Source organism: Streptomyces mashuensis, assembly GCF_014654785.1.
GTDB classification, from domain to species: Bacteria; Actinomycetota; Actinomycetes; order Streptomycetales; family Streptomycetaceae; genus Streptomyces; species Streptomyces mashuensis.
The window spans coordinates 149,070-164,027 of record NZ_BNBD01000005.1 but is presented as its reverse complement, the minus strand read 5'-3'; the positions used below and the strand labels follow the sequence as shown (position 1 = coordinate 164,027).

Genomic DNA, 14,958 nt, shown 5'->3' with positions numbered 1-14,958 from the left:
GTCGTCGGCAGCGGTGCTCATTAGAATCGCGCCTTCCCGCCCTCCGCCGCGTGCCACCGGCCGCGCCCGCGGAGCGGCCGCCGTCCGGACGGAAACCGGCGGCTCCCACGTTCACGTACGTCTGGAGGCCGCACCGTGTCCGCCACCCCCGACCCCCTGCAGCGCGAACGCGCCCACCTGGCCGCCTCGCGCGCCGCGCTGCGGGCCATGCGCGCCGACGCCGAAGCGCTCGACATCAAGGACGTCGCCGCCAACTGGGTCAACGCGCAGGTCCTGCAACGGCAGATCGAGGAGCGCATCGCCGCGCTCGCCGACATGGCCGGCACGCCGCTGTTCTTCGGCCGGCTGGACTACGCGTACGCGCCCGGCGCGGACCTGGCCGAGGGCGCCGGTGGCGAGCGCTTCTACATCGGGCGGCGGCACGTCCACGACGCCGACGGCGACCCCATGGTCATCGACTGGCGCGCCCCCGTCTCGCAGCCCTTCTACCGCGCCTCGAAGAAGGAGCCGCTCGGCGTCCTCACGCGCCGCCGTTTCGGCTACACCGGCGGCGAACTGACCGCCTACGAGGACGAGGACCTCACCGACACCGCCGGCCAGGAGCGCGCCAGCGCCCTGCTCCAGGCGGAGATCGAGCGGCCCCGCGTCGGCCCCATGCGCGACATCGTCGCCACCATCCAGCCCGAGCAGGACGAGATCGTGCGCGCCGGCATCGGCGCCTCGCTGTGCGTGCAGGGCGCCCCCGGCACCGGCAAGACCGCCGTCGGCCTGCACCGCGTCGCGTACCTGCTGTACGCGCACCGTGAGCGGCTGGCCCGCACCGGCACCCTCGTCATCGGCCCCAACCGCTCGTTCCTCCGCTACATCGAGCAGGTCCTGCCCGCCCTCGGCGAGCTGAACGTCGCGCAGGCCACCGTCGACGACCTCGTCGCGCACGTCGAGGTGCGCGGCACCGACACGCCGGAGGCGGCGCGCCTCAAGGGCGATGCCCGCATGGCCGAGGTGCTGCGCCGGGCCGTGCGTTCGGGCGTCACGATGCCCACCGAACCGGTCGTCGTCGTCCGCGGCTCCCGCCGCTGGCGCGTGCCCGCGTACGAGCTGGAGGAGATCGTCCGCGAGCTGCTGGCCCGCGACATGCGGTACGGCGCCGCCCGCGACGCCCTGCCGCAGCGCATCGCGCACGCCGTCCTCGTCCGTATGGAGCAGGCCGGTGAGGCGCCCGACGACCGCGTGCAGGACGCCGTCGCCCGCAATGCGGCCGTGAAGGCCGCCGTGAAGGCGGTCTGGCCGGCCGTCGACCCGGCGAAGCTGGTCCTGCGCCTGCTGTCCGACGCGGAGTTCCTCGCGGAGCACGCGGACGGGCTGCTCGACGAGGACGAGCAGCGCACGATCCTGTGGGCGAAGCCGCCGCGCTCGGTGAAGTCGGCGAAGTGGTCGGCAGCCGACGCCGTGCTGGTCGACGAGGCGGCCGACCTGGTCACGCGTACCCCGTCCCTGGGGCACGTGGTGCTGGACGAGGCGCAGGACCTCTCCCCCATGCAGTACCGCGCGGTGGGCCGCCGGTGCGCCACCGGTTCGGCCACGGTGCTGGGCGACCTCGCCCAGGGCACCACGCCGTGGGCGACGGGCAGCTGGGAGGAGGCGCTGCGCCATCTGGGCAAGCCGGAGGCGGCCGTCGAGGAGCTGACGCAGGGCTTCCGCGTGCCGCGCGAGGTCATCGCGTACGCGTCGCGGCTGCTGCCGGACATCGCGCCGGAGCTGACGCCGGCGTCGTCGGTGCGGGAGTCGCCGGGCGACTTCACGGTGCGGCAGGTCGCCGGGGACGAGCTGGACGGCGCGGTGGTGGAGGCGTGCCGGCGGGCGCTCGGCCGCGAGGGCTCGACCGGCCTCATCGCGGCGGACGACCGCGTTCCGGTGCTGGCCGAGGCCCTGACGGCGGCGGGCCTGGCGTACCTGGCGCCGGGTGAGGAGACGAGCGCGGAGGCCCGCCTCACGCTGGTGCCGGCGTCGCTGGCCAAGGGTCTGGAGTACGACTACGTGGTGCTGGACGAGCCGGCGGCGGTGGTCGCGGCGGAGCCGGATGTCCGCACGGGCTTGCGGCGGCTGTACGTGGCGCTGACGCGTGCCGTCTCGGGGCTGGCGGTGGTGCACGCCCGGGCGCTGCCGGAGCGGCTGGCCACGACCGCATAGCCCGCGCCCCGCCCCTGGCCACGGCCGGATGGCCCGCGCCCCGGCCCTGGCCCCGCGCCCCGGCCCCGGGCTCCGGCCCGCCCCGGCCCCCCGCTCACGCGTCCACGGCCGCCCGCCACACCCGTACCGCTTCCGCGGCCACCGGCGAGTCCCAGCCGGCCGGGCGGGCCGCGCCGCCGATGTGGAAGGCCGTGACGCCGGCCGACTTGAGGACCGGGACGTGCTTGAGGTGGAGGCCGCCGCCCGCCATGACGCGGGGTTCGGCGGCGGCGCCGGTCTCCGCGCCGGCCTCGGCGACCAGCGTCGCCAAACCGTCGTCGACGCCCGACGCCGAGCCCGCCGTCAGGAACGTGTCCAGGCCCGCGAGCCCCGCCAGCTCCCGCCGCACCGCGGCGCGGTCCGCCGCGCGGTCCAGGGCGCGGTGGAACGTCCAGCGCGCGCCCGGGCCGAGCGCCGTCACCACCGCGTCGACGGCCCGTACGTCGGCGCGCCCGTCCTCCGTCAGGAAGCCGAGCACGAACTCGTCCGCGCCGGCCTCCCGCAGCTCCGCCGCGCGGGCGCACAGCGCGTCCAGGTCGTCCGCGCCGCCCGCGGAGAAGCCGTCGGCCGCGCGCAGCATCACGCGTACGGGGATGTCGACGGCGGCCCGGACCGCCGTGAAGGTCTCCAGCGCCGGCGTCAGCCCGTCCGCGGCCATGTCGCTGACCAGCTCGAGCCGGTCCGCACCTCCGGCCTGTGCGGCCTCCGCGTCCTGGGGGCCGAGCGCGATCACCTCGAGGATTGGTCTAGACATGTAGAACAGCGTGCCACATCGGCGACCGCCGCAGAAACCCATCCGCGGAACCGGCCCGGAACCGGCCCGCAACCCGCCCGCCCCCGGTCCCCCACAATGGGGCCCATGGTCCCGACGCCGCAGTCCCCGTCCGCCGCCGCCCTTCCGCACGGCGCCCTCCGCGCCCGCTGGCGCGAGACCGTCGAGCGGGTCCGCAGCACGCCCGGACCCGACCCCGACCGCTACGCCGACGACCTGCTCGCCCGCTGGTCCGAACCGCAGCGGCGCTACCACACGGTCGCCCACCTCACCGCCGTCCTGGACCACCTCGACACGCTCGCCCCGCACGCCGACGACATCGACACCGTCCGCCTCGCCGCCTGGTTCCACGACGCCGTGTACCGCCCCGACCGCTCCGAGAACGAGGAACGCAGCGCCCACCTCGCCGAGCGCGCCCTGCCCGAGCTCGGCATCGACGCGGCCCGCACCGCCGACGTCGCCCGCCTCGTCCGGCTCACCACCGACCACGACCCGCAGCCCGGCGACCGCGACGGCGAGACGCTGTGCGACGCCGACCTCGCCGTGCTGGGCGGCACGCCCGAGGCGTACGCCGCCTACGCGGCCGCCGTCCGCGCGGAGTACGGCTTCGTGCCCGACGACGCCTTCCGCGAGGGCCGCGCCGCCGTGCTGCGCCAACTCCTCGGCCTGCCCCGGCTGTTCCGCACCCCGCTCGGCCACGACCGCTGGGAACTCCTCGCCCGCCGCAACCTCACCACCGAGCTGGAGCTGCTCACCACCGCGGCCGGCTGAGCCCCGGCCGACCGGATTGTGGGACGGCGCCTCCGGGGGGAATACCTCCGGGGGCGATCTTGCTGGCACTCGGTATGCCCCCTACCAGCCGCTCCCGCCCCTCCATGCCCGTCGCCGTCTACGTCCTGGGCCTGTCGGTCTTCGCCCTCGGGACGTCCGAGTTCATGCTGTCCGGGCTGCTCCAGCCCCTCGCCCGCGACCTGGGCGTCTCCATCCCGCAGGCCGGACTGCTGGTGTCCGCCTTCGCCATCGGCATGGTCGTCGGCGCGCCCGTGCTCGCCGCCGCCACGCTGCGGCTGCCGCGCCGCACGACCCTGATCGCGCTGCTCGCCGTCTTCGGCCTCGGTCAGGTGGCGGGGGCGCTCGCGCCCTCGTACGGGGTGCTGTTCGCGTCCCGGGTGGTGAGCGCGCTGGCATGCGCCGGGTTCTGGGCCGTGGGCGCCGCCGTAGCCGTCTCGCTCGTGCCCGAGGACGCGCGGGCGCGGGCCATGGCCGTGATGATCGGCGGCCTGTCGATCGCCAACATCGCCGGCGTCCCCGCCGGCGCGCTGCTCGGCCAGCACGCCGGGTGGCGGTCGGCCTTCTGGGCCGTGGCCGCCCTGTCCGCGGTGGGCCTCGTCGGCGTCGTCGCACTCGTCCCCGCGACCAAGCCCGGAACCGGCGCCGACACCCCCCGTCTCCGCCGCGAACTGGCCATCTACCGCGACCGCCAGGTCTGGCTCGCCGTCATCGCCACCGCGCTGAACGCCGCCGCCGTCTTCTGCCTCTTCTCCTACCTGGCCCCGCTCCTCACCGAGACCGCCGGCCTGAAGGAGAGCTGGGTGCCCAGCGTGCTCGCCCTCTTCGGCGTCGGCGCGCTCATCGGCACCGCCGTCGGCGGGCGCATCGCCGACGCGCACCTCTTCGGCACCATGTACGGCGGCATCGGCGCCTCCACCCTCGTCATGGCCGTCCTCGCGCTCACCGCCCACATCGCGGCCGCCGCCATCGGCCTGGCGGTGCTGCTGGGCGTCGCCGCGTTCACCACCGCGCCCGCCCTCAACGCCCGCATGTTCAACGTGGCCGGCGCCGCGCCGACGCTCGCCGGGGCCACCACCACGGCCGCCTTCAACACCGGCAACACCCTCGGCCCCTGGCTCGGCGGGCTCGTCATCAGCGCCGGCCTCGGCTACTCCGCCGTCGCCTGGACCGGCGCCGGCCTCGCCGCGCTCGCCCTCGCCACCACCGCCGTCGCCTCCCGGCTGCACGGCGGCACCTCCCGCGTCGTGGCCCGGTCCGCCGCCGCGCCCGCTCACGAACAGCGGGACGAGCAAGCCGCGCAGCCGACCGTCACCGGCTGACGTGCCTCCGCTCCGGGCGGCGCAGCCCCGCCGCCCGGAGCCGGCGCACCAGCTCCTTGCTGCCGGTCTCCTGCGCCCCCAGCAGCACCGCGTCCGCGTACCGCTCCTCCGGCACGTCGTAGTGATCGCCGTCGAAGGCGCGCGCGGACATCCCCAGCCGCGCCGCGAACGCGTGCAGCTCGTCGAACGACTCGTCGCTGACCAGGTGCGACCACAGCCGCCCGTGGCCCGGCCAGACCGGCGGATCGATGTACAGCGCCATCGCCGTGCGGCCGCTCAGCGCCGCAGCGCCGTCGCCAGCGAACCCACCGCGGCCACCACCACGGCCTGCTTGCCGCAGGTCCAGTGCGGGTCGGGGCCCAGCTCCGGCTCGACCGACAGGGCGTGCGGGTCCCCGGCGTCCGTGCACACCGGGCACAGCGGCCAGCGGCCGTGCCGCTCCAGCAGCGCGTCCTGGACGTCCTGCGCCACCAGCCCGGCCAGGAACGCCGCGCCCTCCGGCCACTGCTCGACCCACCACCGCCGGTGTGCCACCGCGTCCTCGACGAGCGACACCACGTCCGGGTCCGCCGCGTCACCCGCCACCAGGTCCGCCAGGACCAGCGCACGCGCCGCGTGCAGTGCTTGTTCGAGCTCCATGTGCTCCATTGTCCGCGTCCCGCGGGGTTGACGGCGCGGCGGCCCGGAAATAGCTTTCGCAGCGTGAGCGGCCACGTGAAGGAAACCTTCGCCGGCACCCCGCCGACGCCTCCCACCCCGCCGACGCCTCCTGCCGCGCCGACGCCGCCCGCGGCGCTCGCCGCCAAAGTGCGCACGCTCGCCCCCACCATGACGCGCTCCATGCAGCGCGTCGCCGAGACGCTCGCGAGCGACCCCGCCGGCGCCGCCGCGCTCACCGTCACCGGCCTCGCCGAGCGCACCGGCACCAGCGAGGCCACCGTCGTGCGCACCGCCCGCGCCCTCGGCTACCCCGGCTACCGCGACCTGCGGCTCGCCCTCGCCGCGCTCGCCGCCGCACAGGCCGCCGGCCGCGCACCCGCCGTCACCGCGGACATCACCGTCGACGACCCCCTGCCCACCGTCGTCGCCAAGCTCGCCCAGGACGAGGCCCAGTGCCTCGCCGACACCGCCGCCGCCCTCGACACCGCGGCCCTGGAGGCCGCCGTCGCCGCCGTGGCCGCCGCCCGCCGCACCGACGTGTACGGCGTCGGCGCCTCCCACCTCGTCGGCCAGGACCTCGTCCAGAAGCTGCTCCGCATCGGCCTCATCGCGCACGCCCCCGCCGACCCCCACCTCGCCGTCACCAACGCCGTGCAGCTGCGCGCCGGCGACGTGGCCGTCGCCATCACCCACTCCGGCCGCACCACCGACGTCATCGAACCGCTGCGCACCGCCTTCGAACGCGGCGCGACCACCGTGGCCATCACCGGCCGCCCCGACCGCGAGATCACCCAGTACGCCGATCACGTCCTCACCACGTCCTCCGCACGGGAGAGCGAGCTGCGCCCCGCGGCCATGTCGAGCCGCACCAGCCAGCTCCTCGTGGTGGACTGCCTGTTCATCGGCGTCGCCCAGCGCACGTACGAGACGGCGGCGCCCGCCCTGTCCGCCTCGTACGAGGCGCTGGCGCACCGGCACGACCCGCCGGACCGGCGCGACCGGCGCTGAGAGACACCGAGAGAGGAGAGCCGCCACCATGACCTCCGACGCATCCGGGGCTTCCCTCCCCGCGCTCCGCGCCCGGCTGGCGGCCCTCACCACCGAGGCGTACCGCCCCGACCTGGCGGACATCGACCGGCTGCCCACCCGCGCCATCGCCGAGATCATGAACGCCGAGGACGCCGGCGTGGCCGGCGCCGTCGCCGCCCGGCTCCCGCAGATCGCCGCCGCCATCGACGCCACCGCCGAGCGCATGGCCGCCGGCGGCCGGCTGATCTACGCGGGCGCCGGCACCGCCGGCCGGCTGGGCGTGCTGGACGCCAGCGAGTGCCCGCCCACCTTCAACACCGGCCCCGAGCAGGTCGTGGGGCTGATAGCGGGCGGCCCGCAGGCCCTGGTGACGGCCGTCGAGGGCGCCGAGGACGACGCCGCCCTCGCCGCCGCCGACCTCGACGCGCTCGCCGTCGGCGCCCTCGACACCGTCGTCGGCGTCTCCGCGTCCGGCCGCACCCCCTACGCCGTCGGCGCCGTCCGGCACGCCCGCGCCGCCGGGGCGCTGACCGTCGGCCTGGCCTGCAACGCCGGCTCGGAGCTGGCGGAGGCGGCCGAGCACCCCGTCGAGGTGGTCGTGGGCCCCGAGCTGATCGCCGGCTCCACCCGGCTGAAGGCCGGCACGGCGCAGAAGCTCGTGCTCAACATGGTCTCGACCATCACCATGATCCGGCTCGGCAAGACCTACGGGAACCTGATGGTCGACGTCCGCGCCACCAACGACAAGCTGCGCGCCCGCTCGCAGCGGATCGTCGCCCTCGCCACGGGAGCGCCCGACGCCGACATCGAGGCGGCGCTCGCGGCCACCGGCGGCGAGGTGAAGAACGCGATCCTCGTGCTGCTCGGCGACGTCGACGGCCCCACCGCCGCCAAGCTCCTCGACGCCTCGGACGGCCACCTGCGCGCGGCCCTGCGCGCCGCCGGGCCCTGAACCACGCCGCACCAGGCCGCACCGCGCCACGCCGCCCGGACCCGGGCCCCCGGACCAGTGAAAGCCCCGCCCCTCATGGAACCTCATGGAACAAGGCACCACCCCCGCCGGTGACGAGGAGACCGCCGCCGCCGTCCTCCCCCTCCTCGGCGGCCCCGGCAACGTCCGCTCCGTCGCCGCCTGCATGACCCGCCTGCGCGTGGAGGTGCACGACCGCGCCCGGGTGCGCGACGAGGCGCTGCGCGCGCTGCCCGGCGTACTGGGCGTGGTGGACGACCCCGAGTCCGTCCAGGTGGTCCTGGGCCCGGGCCGGGTCACCGGCGTGGCCCGGCACCTGGAGCGCCTGACGGTCGCCACGGCCCCGCCCCTCACCGGCGACGCCCTGGCCGCGCGCGGCGCCGCCCTGCGGGCCGGCCGGCGGGCCCGCAACGCCACCCCCGGCAAGCTCCTCCTGCGCCGGATCGCCCAGGTCTTCGTCCCGCTGATCCCCGCGCTCACCGGCTGCGGTCTGGTCGCGGGCCTGGCCGGGCTGCTCACCACGCTGCACCGCGCCCCCGGCCTGGTGCCGGCGCTGACGGCGATCGCGTCGGGCTTCATGGCGCTGCTCGCGGTGTTCGTGGGGTACGGCACGGCGCGGGAGTTCGGCGGTACGCCCGTCCTGGGGGCGGCCGTGGCGGCCGTCGTGGTGCACCCGGGCGTGTCCCACGTCGACGCGTTCGGCGTGGGGCTCGCGCCGGGTCAGGGCGGAGTGCTCGGGGCGCTGGCCGCGGCCCTGCTGGCGGTGGGCGTCGAACGGGTCTGCCGCACGGTGGTGCCGGCGGCGCTCGACACGCTCGTCACGCCGCTGCTCACGGTGTTGCTGCCCGGTCTGGTGACGCTGTACGGGCTCATGTACGCGGCGGGCGCGGTGTCGTCCGCGACGGGCCGCTTCGCGACCTGGCTGCTGGCGAACGGCGGCGCGGTCGCGGGGTTCGTGCTGGGCGGGCTGTTCCTGCCGCTGGTGATGCTGGGCCTGCACCAGGCGCTCATCCCGCTGCACGCGACCCTCATCGCCGAACAGGGCGCCACACCGCTGCTGCCGCTCCTGGCGATGGCGGGCGCGGGCCAGGTGGGCGCGGCGCTCGCGGTGTACGTACGGCTGCGGCGGAACGAGTCGGTCCGGGCGGTGGTCCGTTCGGCGCTGCCCGCGGGGCTGCTGGGCATCGGCGAGCCGCTGATCTACGGCGTGTCGCTGCCGCTGGGGCGGCCGTTCGTGACGGCGTGCGCGGGCGGCGCGGTGGGCGGTGGCGTGGTGGGGCTGCTCGGCCAGTTGGGCGGGGCGGTCGGCTCGACGGCCATCGGCCCGTCCGGCTGGGCCCTCTTCCCGCTGCTGAAGGACGGCCACGGCCCTGTGCACGCGGCGGCGGTGTACGGGGCGGGGCTGCTGGCGGGGTACGGGGCGGGGTTCGTGCTGACGTACTGCTTCGGGCTGAGCCGGCACGTACGCCGACAGCACTCCGGGGCCTGAACGCGCCCGAGGGCGGCACCCCTTGCGGGGTGCCGCCCTCGGCGTACAGCGTGCTGAACGACTGATCCTCCCTCCTCGCCCGCCTTCGGCGAGGAGGGGCCCAGATCAGAAGTCCATGTCACCGCCCGGCATGCCGCCCGGAGCGGCCGCGGCGGCCTTCTCCGGCTTGTCGGCGATGACGGCCTCGGTGGTGAGGAACAGCGCGGCGATGGACGCGGCGTTCTGCAGGGCGGAGCGGGTGACCTTCGCCGGGTCGATGATGCCCTCGGCGATCATGTCGACGTACTCGCCCGTGGCGGCGTTCAGACCGTGGCCGACGGCCAGGTTGCGCACCTTCTCCACGACGACGCCGCCCTCGAGACCACCGTTGACGGCGATCTGCTTGAGCGGGGCCTCCAGGGCGGCCTTGACGGCGGCGGCACCGGTGGCCTCGTCGCCCTCGAGGTCCAGCTTCTCGAAGACCGAGGAAGCCTGGAGCAGGGCCACGCCACCACCGGCGACGATGCCCTCCTCGACGGCGGCCTTGGCGTTGCGCACCGCGTCCTCGATGCGGTGCTTGCGCTCCTTGAGCTCCACCTCGGTGGCGGCACCGGCCTTGATGACGGCCACGCCGCCGGCCAGCTTCGCCAGGCGCTCCTGCAGCTTCTCGCGGTCGTAGTCGGAGTCGCTGTTCTCGATCTCGGCGCGGATCTGGTTGACGCGGCCCTGGACCTGGTCGCTGTCACCGGCACCGTCGACGATGGTCGTCTCGTCCTTGGTGATGACGACCTTGCGGGCGCGGCCGAGCAGGTCGAGACCGGCGTTCTCCAGCTTGAGGCCGACCTCCTCGGAGATGACCGTGCCGCCGGTGAGGATGGCGATGTCGCCCAGCATGGCCTTGCGGCGGTCGCCGAAGCCCGGGGCCTTGACGGCGACGGACTTGAAGGTGCCGCGGATCTTGTTGACGACCAGCGTGGACAGGGCCTCGCCCTCGACGTCCTCGGCGATGATCAGCAGCGGCTTGCCCGACTGCATGACCTTCTCCAGCAGCGGGAGGAGGTCCTTCACCGCGGAGACCTTGGAGTTGACGATGAGGATGTACGGGTCCTCGAGGACGGCCTCCATGCGCTCCATGTCGGTCGCGAAGTACGCCGAGATGTAGCCCTTGTCGAAGCGCATGCCCTCGGTGAGCTCGAGCTCCAGGCCGAAGGTGTTGGACTCCTCGACCGTGATGACGCCTTCCTTGCCGACCTTGTCCATGGCCTCGGCGATCAGCTCGCCGATCTGGGTGTCGGCGGCGGAGATGGAGGCGGTGGAGGCGATCTGCTCCTTGGTCTCCACGTCCTTGGCCTGCTCGAGCAGGGCGGCGGAGACGGCCTCCACGGCCTTCTCGATACCGCGCTTCAGCGCCATCGGGTTGGCACCGGCGGCCACGTTGCGCAGACCCTCGCGGACCAGCGCCTGGGCGAGGACGGTCGCGGTCGTCGTGCCGTCACCGGCGACGTCGTCCGTCTTCTTCGCGACCTCCTTGACCAGCTCGGCACCGATCTTCTCGTACGGGTCCTCGAGCTCGATCTCCTTGGCGATGGACACACCATCGTTGGTGATCGTCGGCGCGCCCCACTTCTTCTCGAGGACGACGTTGCGGCCCTTGGGGCCGAGGGTGACCTTGACGGCGTCGGCGAGCTGGTTCATCCCGCGCTCGAGACCGCGCCGTGCCTCCTCGTCGAACGCGATGATCTTGGCCATGTGAAGTGGTCCTCCCAGACGGGACGGGGGTCGATTGCGCAGGACCGCACAGGCGCCCGCGACGGACGGCTCGCGGACCCGGCGGTTCCTTGCTCCGCCCGGTCCCCGGACCTCACCGACGGTCCAAATCTGTCACTCTCACCCGGAGAGTGCTAAGCCCAATGATTAGCACTCGCCACCCGAGAGTGCAAGGCCGTCCCGCTCGAGCCTGCCCCGGACGACACGGCGGTACACCTCCGCTCCAGGAGACCCGGACATGCGCGAGGGGCCCGCGCCCGTAAGGACGCGGACCCCTCGGCGAGCTGAGTGAACCGGTGGTCGATGCGCGCCGGTCAGGCGGTCACCTTCACCATGTCCGCCTGCGGCCCCTTCTGGCCCTGCGAGATCTCGAACTCGACCCGCTGCCCCTCCTCGAGGGTGCGGTAGCCGTCCATCTGGATCGCGCTGTAGTGGACGAATACATCCGCACCACCGTCGACCGCGATGAAGCCGTACCCCTTCTCCGCGTTGAACCACTTGACGGTGCCCTGAGCCATGCCTAACTCCCCTATTACTGGCCCTTGCGCAGGACCGCACTTCGCGGACCCGGGTCAGACCTCACCCCCGGCACCCTTCCGCCCCTGACGGCACGGGAGCACCCCGGAGATGTGCGCCGGAACGCGTCGACCGCGGCTGAATGTATCTGCACGGATGCCGTCCGCAACAGGTCAGAGGGACGAGAATTCCAGGCGCCGCCGATCGGCTATTTCACCAGAATTCCCTTGAATTCCGGGCAAGGCAGGCCGGATAAAACACCACAAACCCGGCAATTCGTACACGCACTTCGTGCACAGATTGACGGGTTCTCATATGCGTTCGGCGATGACGCCGAGAGGGGGAACGCCACAACTGTATCGCGCTTCAACAGGCGGAATCGCCCCGTCCGTTTTGGGCCGGGGCGATTCCGGGGGCGATGACGTGAATGCGCGGGACGGCGCGGCTCAGCCGCCGGCGACGGCCGGAATGATCGACACGCCGGCACCGTCGGGCGTGGCGGCCGCGAGCCCGCCCTCGAAGCGGACGTCGTCGTCGTTGACGTAGACGTTCACGAAGCGGCGCAGCCGCCCCTCGTCATCGAGGACGCGTGTGGCGATGCCGGGGTGGTCGCGCTCCAGCGACGCGATCACGTCGCGCAGGGTGGCGCCCTCGGCGCTCACCTCGGCCTGGCCGCCGGTGTAGGTGCGCAGGATGGTGGGGATACGGACGGTCACGCTCATGGGGTCACCTCTGGGGCTCGGGGGGCAAACGGACAAGGGGCGGGGACGGGGGCGCTACAGCCCCGCCGCACGGAAGGCGTCCAGCGACGGCCGGATCGTGGCGCGCGGCCCGGCGGCCACCGCATCGAGCGTCTTGAGCCCGTCCCCCGTGTTGAGCACCACCGTCGTGAGCGAGGGGTCGAGCACCCCGGCCTCGACGAGCTTCCGCGTCACCCCCACCGTCACCCCGCCCGCCGTCTCCGCGAAGATGCCCTCCGTCCGGGCCAGCAACCCGATCGCGTCCACGATCTCCGCGTCCGTGACCTCCTCCACCGCCCCGCCCGTCCGGCGCGCGATGTCGAGCACGTACGGCCCGTCGGCCGGGTTGCCGATGGCGAGCGACTTGGCGATGGTGTCGGGCTTCACCGGGCGTACGACGTCGTGCCCGGCCTTGTAGGCGCGCGCGACCGGTGCGCAGCCCTCCGCCTGCGCACCGAAGATCCGGTACGGACGGTCCTCGACGAGGCCCAGCGCGATCAGCTCCCGCAGCCCCTTGTCGATCTTCGTCAGCTGGGAGCCGGAGGCGATGGGCACCACGATCTGGTCCGGCAGCCGCCAGCCCAGCTGCTCGCAGATCTCGTACGCCAGCGTCTTGGAGCCCTCCGCGTAGTAGGGGCGCAGGTTGACGTTGACGAAGCCCCAGCCCTCGCCCAGCGGGTCGCCGATGAGCTCGGAGCAGAAGCGGTTGACGTCGTCGTACGTGCCCTCGATGGCCACGAGGTCGCCGCCGTAGACCGCGGCCATGACGACCTTGCCGGCCTCCAGGTCGTGCGGGATGAACACGCACGACCGCAGCCCGGCCCGCGCGGCCGCGGCGCCCACCGCGCCGGCGAGGTTGCCGGTGGAGGAGCACGACAGGGTGGTGAAGCCGAAGGCACGCGCCGCCTCGACGGCGACGGCGACGACGCGGTCCTTGAAGGAGTGCGTGGGGTTGCCGGAGTCGTCCTTGACGTACAGGCCGCCGGTCACGCCCAGCTCGTGGGCGAGGCGGTCGGCCTTGACGAGCTTGGTGAAGCCGGGGTTGAGGTTGGGCTTCTCCGCGACGTCCGCGGGCACGGGCAGCAGCGGCGCGTACCGCCAGATGCCGGCCGGCCCGGCCTCGATGCGGGCGCGCAGCGCCTCGGGGTCGCCGGCCGGGAGGTCGTAGGCGACCTCCAGCGGGCCGAAGCACGCGGCGCAGGCGAAGACGGGGCCGAGCGGGGTGCGCTCGCCGCACTCGCGGCAGGACAGCGCGACGGCGGGGCCCAGGGAGACGGCGGAGTCGGCGGAGACGTCGGAGGTACGGCTTTCAACGGCTTGGACAGCCATGGCAGGCGAGGCCCTTTCTCCTCATCTTCCTCGCGGCGCACCTCGCCGCGAGACGGAATTGGCACCTTCCCCACCGGGAGCCTCGCCGCTGGTCGCGCCATGGATGCGCGGACGGGAGTACCGGCTGGAGGGTTGCCGGGGCTTCATCGGGCCGTGTCCCTCTGCCCCTCTGGATGAGCGGTGTGACGGCGGGCCCCGTGGTGGGGCCCGGTCGTGTTTGTGGGCGCGGGACGACGACCCCGGCACAGGGAGGCCGTCCGCGTTGTTCAAGACTGTAACGGAGAGGACGGCCGTCCGAGGGAGCCGTCCGCACCGCGAGATGCGTCACAAGGGCGCCCCTCACATCCGTCCACTCACATCCGTTCACATCCGTTCACATCCGTCGCATCAGGGAGTCGTACACGTGCTGGAAGAGGTGGAGCGCTGGCTGGCCCGGCGGTCCTGGTCCGCCGCCGACCGTCCGCTCGGCCGGCTGCTCGCCGCGAAACGCGCGTCGGGCACCACGGTCAGCGTCGTCCTGCCGGCGCTGAACGAGGAGGCGACGGTCGGCGCGATCGCGGCGACCATCCGGCGGGAACTGATGGCGCCGGAGGGCGTGCCCCTGGTCGACGAGCTGGTGGTGCTGGACTCCGGGTCGACGGACCGCACCGCGGAGGTGGCGGCGGCGGCCGGGGCGCGCGTGGTGCACCGCGACGACGTGCTGCCGCGGCTGCCGGCGCTGCCGGGCAAGGGCGAGGTGCTGTGGCGGTCGCTGCTGGTGACCGAGGGCGACGTCGTCTGCTTCGTCGACGCGGACCTGCGGGACTTCTCGCCGGCGTTCGTGTCGGGCATCGTGGGCCCGCTGCTGACCGACCCGGACGTGGCGTTCGTCAAGGCGATGTACGACCGGCCGCTGGGCGGCGCGGCGGGCGAGGGCGGCCGCGTCACCGAGCTGGTGGCCCGTCCGCTGCTGAACCTGCACTGGCCGCAGCTGGCCGGCTTCGTGCAGCCGCTGGGCGGCGAGTACGCGGCGCGCCGCTCGCTGCTGGAGCGGCTGCCGTTCCCCGTCGGCTACGGCGTGGAGCTGGCCCTGCTGGTCGACGCGCTGAACCAGGTGGGCCTGGACGCGCTGGCGCAGGTGGACGTCGGGGAGCGCAAGCACCGGCACCAGGACGGCCGGGCGCTGGGCCGGATGGCTGCGGCCATCTACCGCACGGCGCAGCTGCGGCTGGCGCGGGCGCACCTGGTGCGGCCGGCGCTGACGCAGTTCGAGCGTACAGAGGACGGTTTCGAGCCGCGCACGTACGCGGTGGACACCGAGGAGCGTCCGCCGATGGCCGGAATACCCGAATACGCGCGGCGGCATGCCGCGTAAGCGTACGTTTGAG

General features: G+C 74.2%; 14 protein-coding genes and 1 riboswitch. Of the genes, 7 read left to right on the top strand and 7 right to left on the bottom strand.

Annotated elements, in window-relative coordinates; genetic code table 11:
- Nucleotides 1-135 precede the first annotated feature (135 nt).
- Entirely contained in the window at nt 136-2,190 is a 2,055-nt protein-coding gene (locus tag IE305_RS14935) for a HelD family protein (RefSeq protein ID WP_229890986.1), read from the top strand.
- A gap of 94 nt (nt 2,191-2,284) precedes the next feature.
- On the opposite strand, the gene IE305_RS14930 is transcribed toward IE305_RS14935, so the two are convergent.
- Complete coding sequence (locus IE305_RS14930; protein WP_190130042.1) at nt 2,285-2,983, bottom strand: copper homeostasis protein CutC; 699 nt, start codon at nt 2,981-2,983, stop codon at nt 2,285-2,287.
- A 96-nt stretch (nt 2,984-3,079) separates the two neighbouring features.
- Between IE305_RS14930 and IE305_RS14925 the strand changes: the two genes are divergently transcribed.
- A complete protein-coding gene (locus IE305_RS14925) occupies nt 3,080-3,772 on the top strand; it encodes an HD domain-containing protein (protein ID WP_373311629.1) in 693 nt (230 codons plus the stop codon).
- Between the two features lie 104 nt (nt 3,773-3,876).
- Nucleotides 3,877-5,112, top strand: a complete 1,236-nt coding sequence (locus IE305_RS14920) for a Cmx/CmrA family chloramphenicol efflux MFS transporter (RefSeq protein WP_190130327.1) — start codon at nt 3,877-3,879, stop codon at nt 5,110-5,112.
- Here IE305_RS14920 and IE305_RS14915 read toward each other — a convergent pair.
- Both IE305_RS14915 and IE305_RS14910 read right to left on the bottom strand, forming a co-directional pair.
- Entirely contained in the window at nt 5,102-5,374 is a 273-nt protein-coding gene (locus IE305_RS14915; protein WP_190130040.1) for a DUF4031 domain-containing protein, read from the bottom strand. The two genes, IE305_RS14920 and IE305_RS14915, sit on opposite strands and share 11 nt — an antisense overlap.
- A gap of 14 nt (nt 5,375-5,388) precedes the next feature.
- On the bottom strand, nt 5,389-5,751 hold the full coding sequence (locus tag IE305_RS14910) for a DUF8819 family protein (RefSeq protein ID WP_190130039.1): 363 nt from the start codon (nt 5,749-5,751) through the stop codon (nt 5,389-5,391).
- 63 nt (nt 5,752-5,814) lie between these two features.
- On the opposite strand from IE305_RS14910, the gene IE305_RS14905 reads away from it, so the two are divergent.
- The 3 genes from IE305_RS14905 to IE305_RS14895 all read left to right on the top strand — a co-directional run bounded on the left by IE305_RS14905 (nt 5,815) and on the right by IE305_RS14895 (nt 9,260).
- The gene (locus IE305_RS14905) at nt 5,815-6,780 is read left to right on the top strand and encodes a MurR/RpiR family transcriptional regulator (protein ID WP_190130038.1); all 966 of its coding nucleotides are present in this window, start codon (nt 5,815-5,817) and stop codon (nt 6,778-6,780) included.
- Nucleotides 6,781-6,808: 28 nt separating this feature from the next.
- Nucleotides 6,809-7,753 (top strand): N-acetylmuramic acid 6-phosphate etherase, encoded by a 945-nt coding sequence (gene murQ / locus IE305_RS14900; protein WP_190130037.1) that lies wholly within the window; start codon nt 6,809-6,811, stop codon nt 7,751-7,753.
- An 85-nt stretch (nt 7,754-7,838) separates the two neighbouring features.
- On the top strand, nt 7,839-9,260 hold the full coding sequence (locus IE305_RS14895) for a PTS transporter subunit EIIC (protein ID WP_190130036.1): 1,422 nt from the start codon (nt 7,839-7,841) through the stop codon (nt 9,258-9,260).
- A 105-nt stretch (nt 9,261-9,365) separates the two neighbouring features.
- Here IE305_RS14895 and groL read toward each other — a convergent pair whose 3' ends face one another.
- The 4 genes from groL to thrC form a co-directional block, all read right to left on the bottom strand.
- Nucleotides 9,366-10,988: a chaperonin GroEL gene (gene groL, locus IE305_RS14890; protein ID WP_190130035.1), complete on the bottom strand. Its 1,623-nt coding sequence runs from the start codon at nt 10,986-10,988 to the stop codon at nt 9,366-9,368.
- Nucleotides 10,989-11,320: 332 nt separating this feature from the next.
- Nucleotides 11,321-11,524: a cold-shock protein gene (locus tag IE305_RS14885; RefSeq protein WP_004954158.1), complete on the bottom strand. Its 204-nt coding sequence runs from the start codon at nt 11,522-11,524 to the stop codon at nt 11,321-11,323.
- Between the two features lie 444 nt (nt 11,525-11,968).
- A complete protein-coding gene (locus IE305_RS14880; RefSeq protein ID WP_190130034.1) occupies nt 11,969-12,244 on the bottom strand; it encodes a MoaD/ThiS family protein in 276 nt (91 codons plus the stop codon).
- A 54-nt stretch (nt 12,245-12,298) separates the two neighbouring features.
- Complete coding sequence (gene thrC / locus IE305_RS14875) at nt 12,299-13,591, bottom strand: threonine synthase (RefSeq protein ID WP_190130033.1); 1,293 nt, start codon at nt 13,589-13,591, stop codon at nt 12,299-12,301.
- A gap of 18 nt (nt 13,592-13,609) precedes the next feature.
- Nucleotides 13,610-13,771, bottom strand: a riboswitch (SAM riboswitch).
- A 223-nt stretch (nt 13,772-13,994) separates the two neighbouring features.
- Between thrC and IE305_RS14870 the strand changes: the two genes are divergently transcribed.
- Nucleotides 13,995-14,945, top strand: a complete 951-nt coding sequence (locus tag IE305_RS14870; RefSeq protein WP_190130032.1) for a glucosyl-3-phosphoglycerate synthase — start codon at nt 13,995-13,997, stop codon at nt 14,943-14,945.
- The last annotated feature ends 13 nt before the right edge of the window (nt 14,946-14,958 follow it).

What these genes read in the sequence shown, in the direction of transcription:
- IE305_RS14930 (WP_190130042.1), bottom strand. Translation starts at nt 2,983, where the DNA reads ATGTCTAGACCAATCCTCGAGGTGATCGCGCTCGGCCCCCAGGACGCG.
- IE305_RS14925 (WP_373311629.1), top strand. Translation starts at nt 3,080, where the DNA reads ATGGGGCCCATGGTCCCGACGCCGCAGTCCCCGTCCGCCGCCGCCCTT.
- IE305_RS14920 (WP_190130327.1), top strand. Translation starts at nt 3,877, where the DNA reads ATGCCCGTCGCCGTCTACGTCCTGGGCCTGTCGGTCTTCGCCCTCGGG.
- IE305_RS14915 (WP_190130040.1), bottom strand. Translation starts at nt 5,374, where the DNA reads ATGGCGCTGTACATCGATCCGCCGGTCTGGCCGGGCCACGGGCGGCTG.
- IE305_RS14910 (WP_190130039.1), bottom strand. Translation starts at nt 5,751, where the DNA reads ATGGAGCTCGAACAAGCACTGCACGCGGCGCGTGCGCTGGTCCTGGCG.
- murQ (WP_190130037.1), top strand. Translation starts at nt 6,809, where the DNA reads ATGACCTCCGACGCATCCGGGGCTTCCCTCCCCGCGCTCCGCGCCCGG.
- IE305_RS14895 (WP_190130036.1), top strand. Translation starts at nt 7,839, where the DNA reads ATGGAACAAGGCACCACCCCCGCCGGTGACGAGGAGACCGCCGCCGCC.
- groL (WP_190130035.1), bottom strand. Translation starts at nt 10,988, where the DNA reads ATGGCCAAGATCATCGCGTTCGACGAGGAGGCACGGCGCGGTCTCGAG.
- IE305_RS14885 (WP_004954158.1), bottom strand. Translation starts at nt 11,524, where the DNA reads ATGGCTCAGGGCACCGTCAAGTGGTTCAACGCGGAGAAGGGGTACGGC.
- IE305_RS14880 (WP_190130034.1), bottom strand. Translation starts at nt 12,244, where the DNA reads ATGAGCGTGACCGTCCGTATCCCCACCATCCTGCGCACCTACACCGGC.
- thrC (WP_190130033.1), bottom strand. Translation starts at nt 13,591, where the DNA reads ATGGCTGTCCAAGCCGTTGAAAGCCGTACCTCCGACGTCTCCGCCGAC.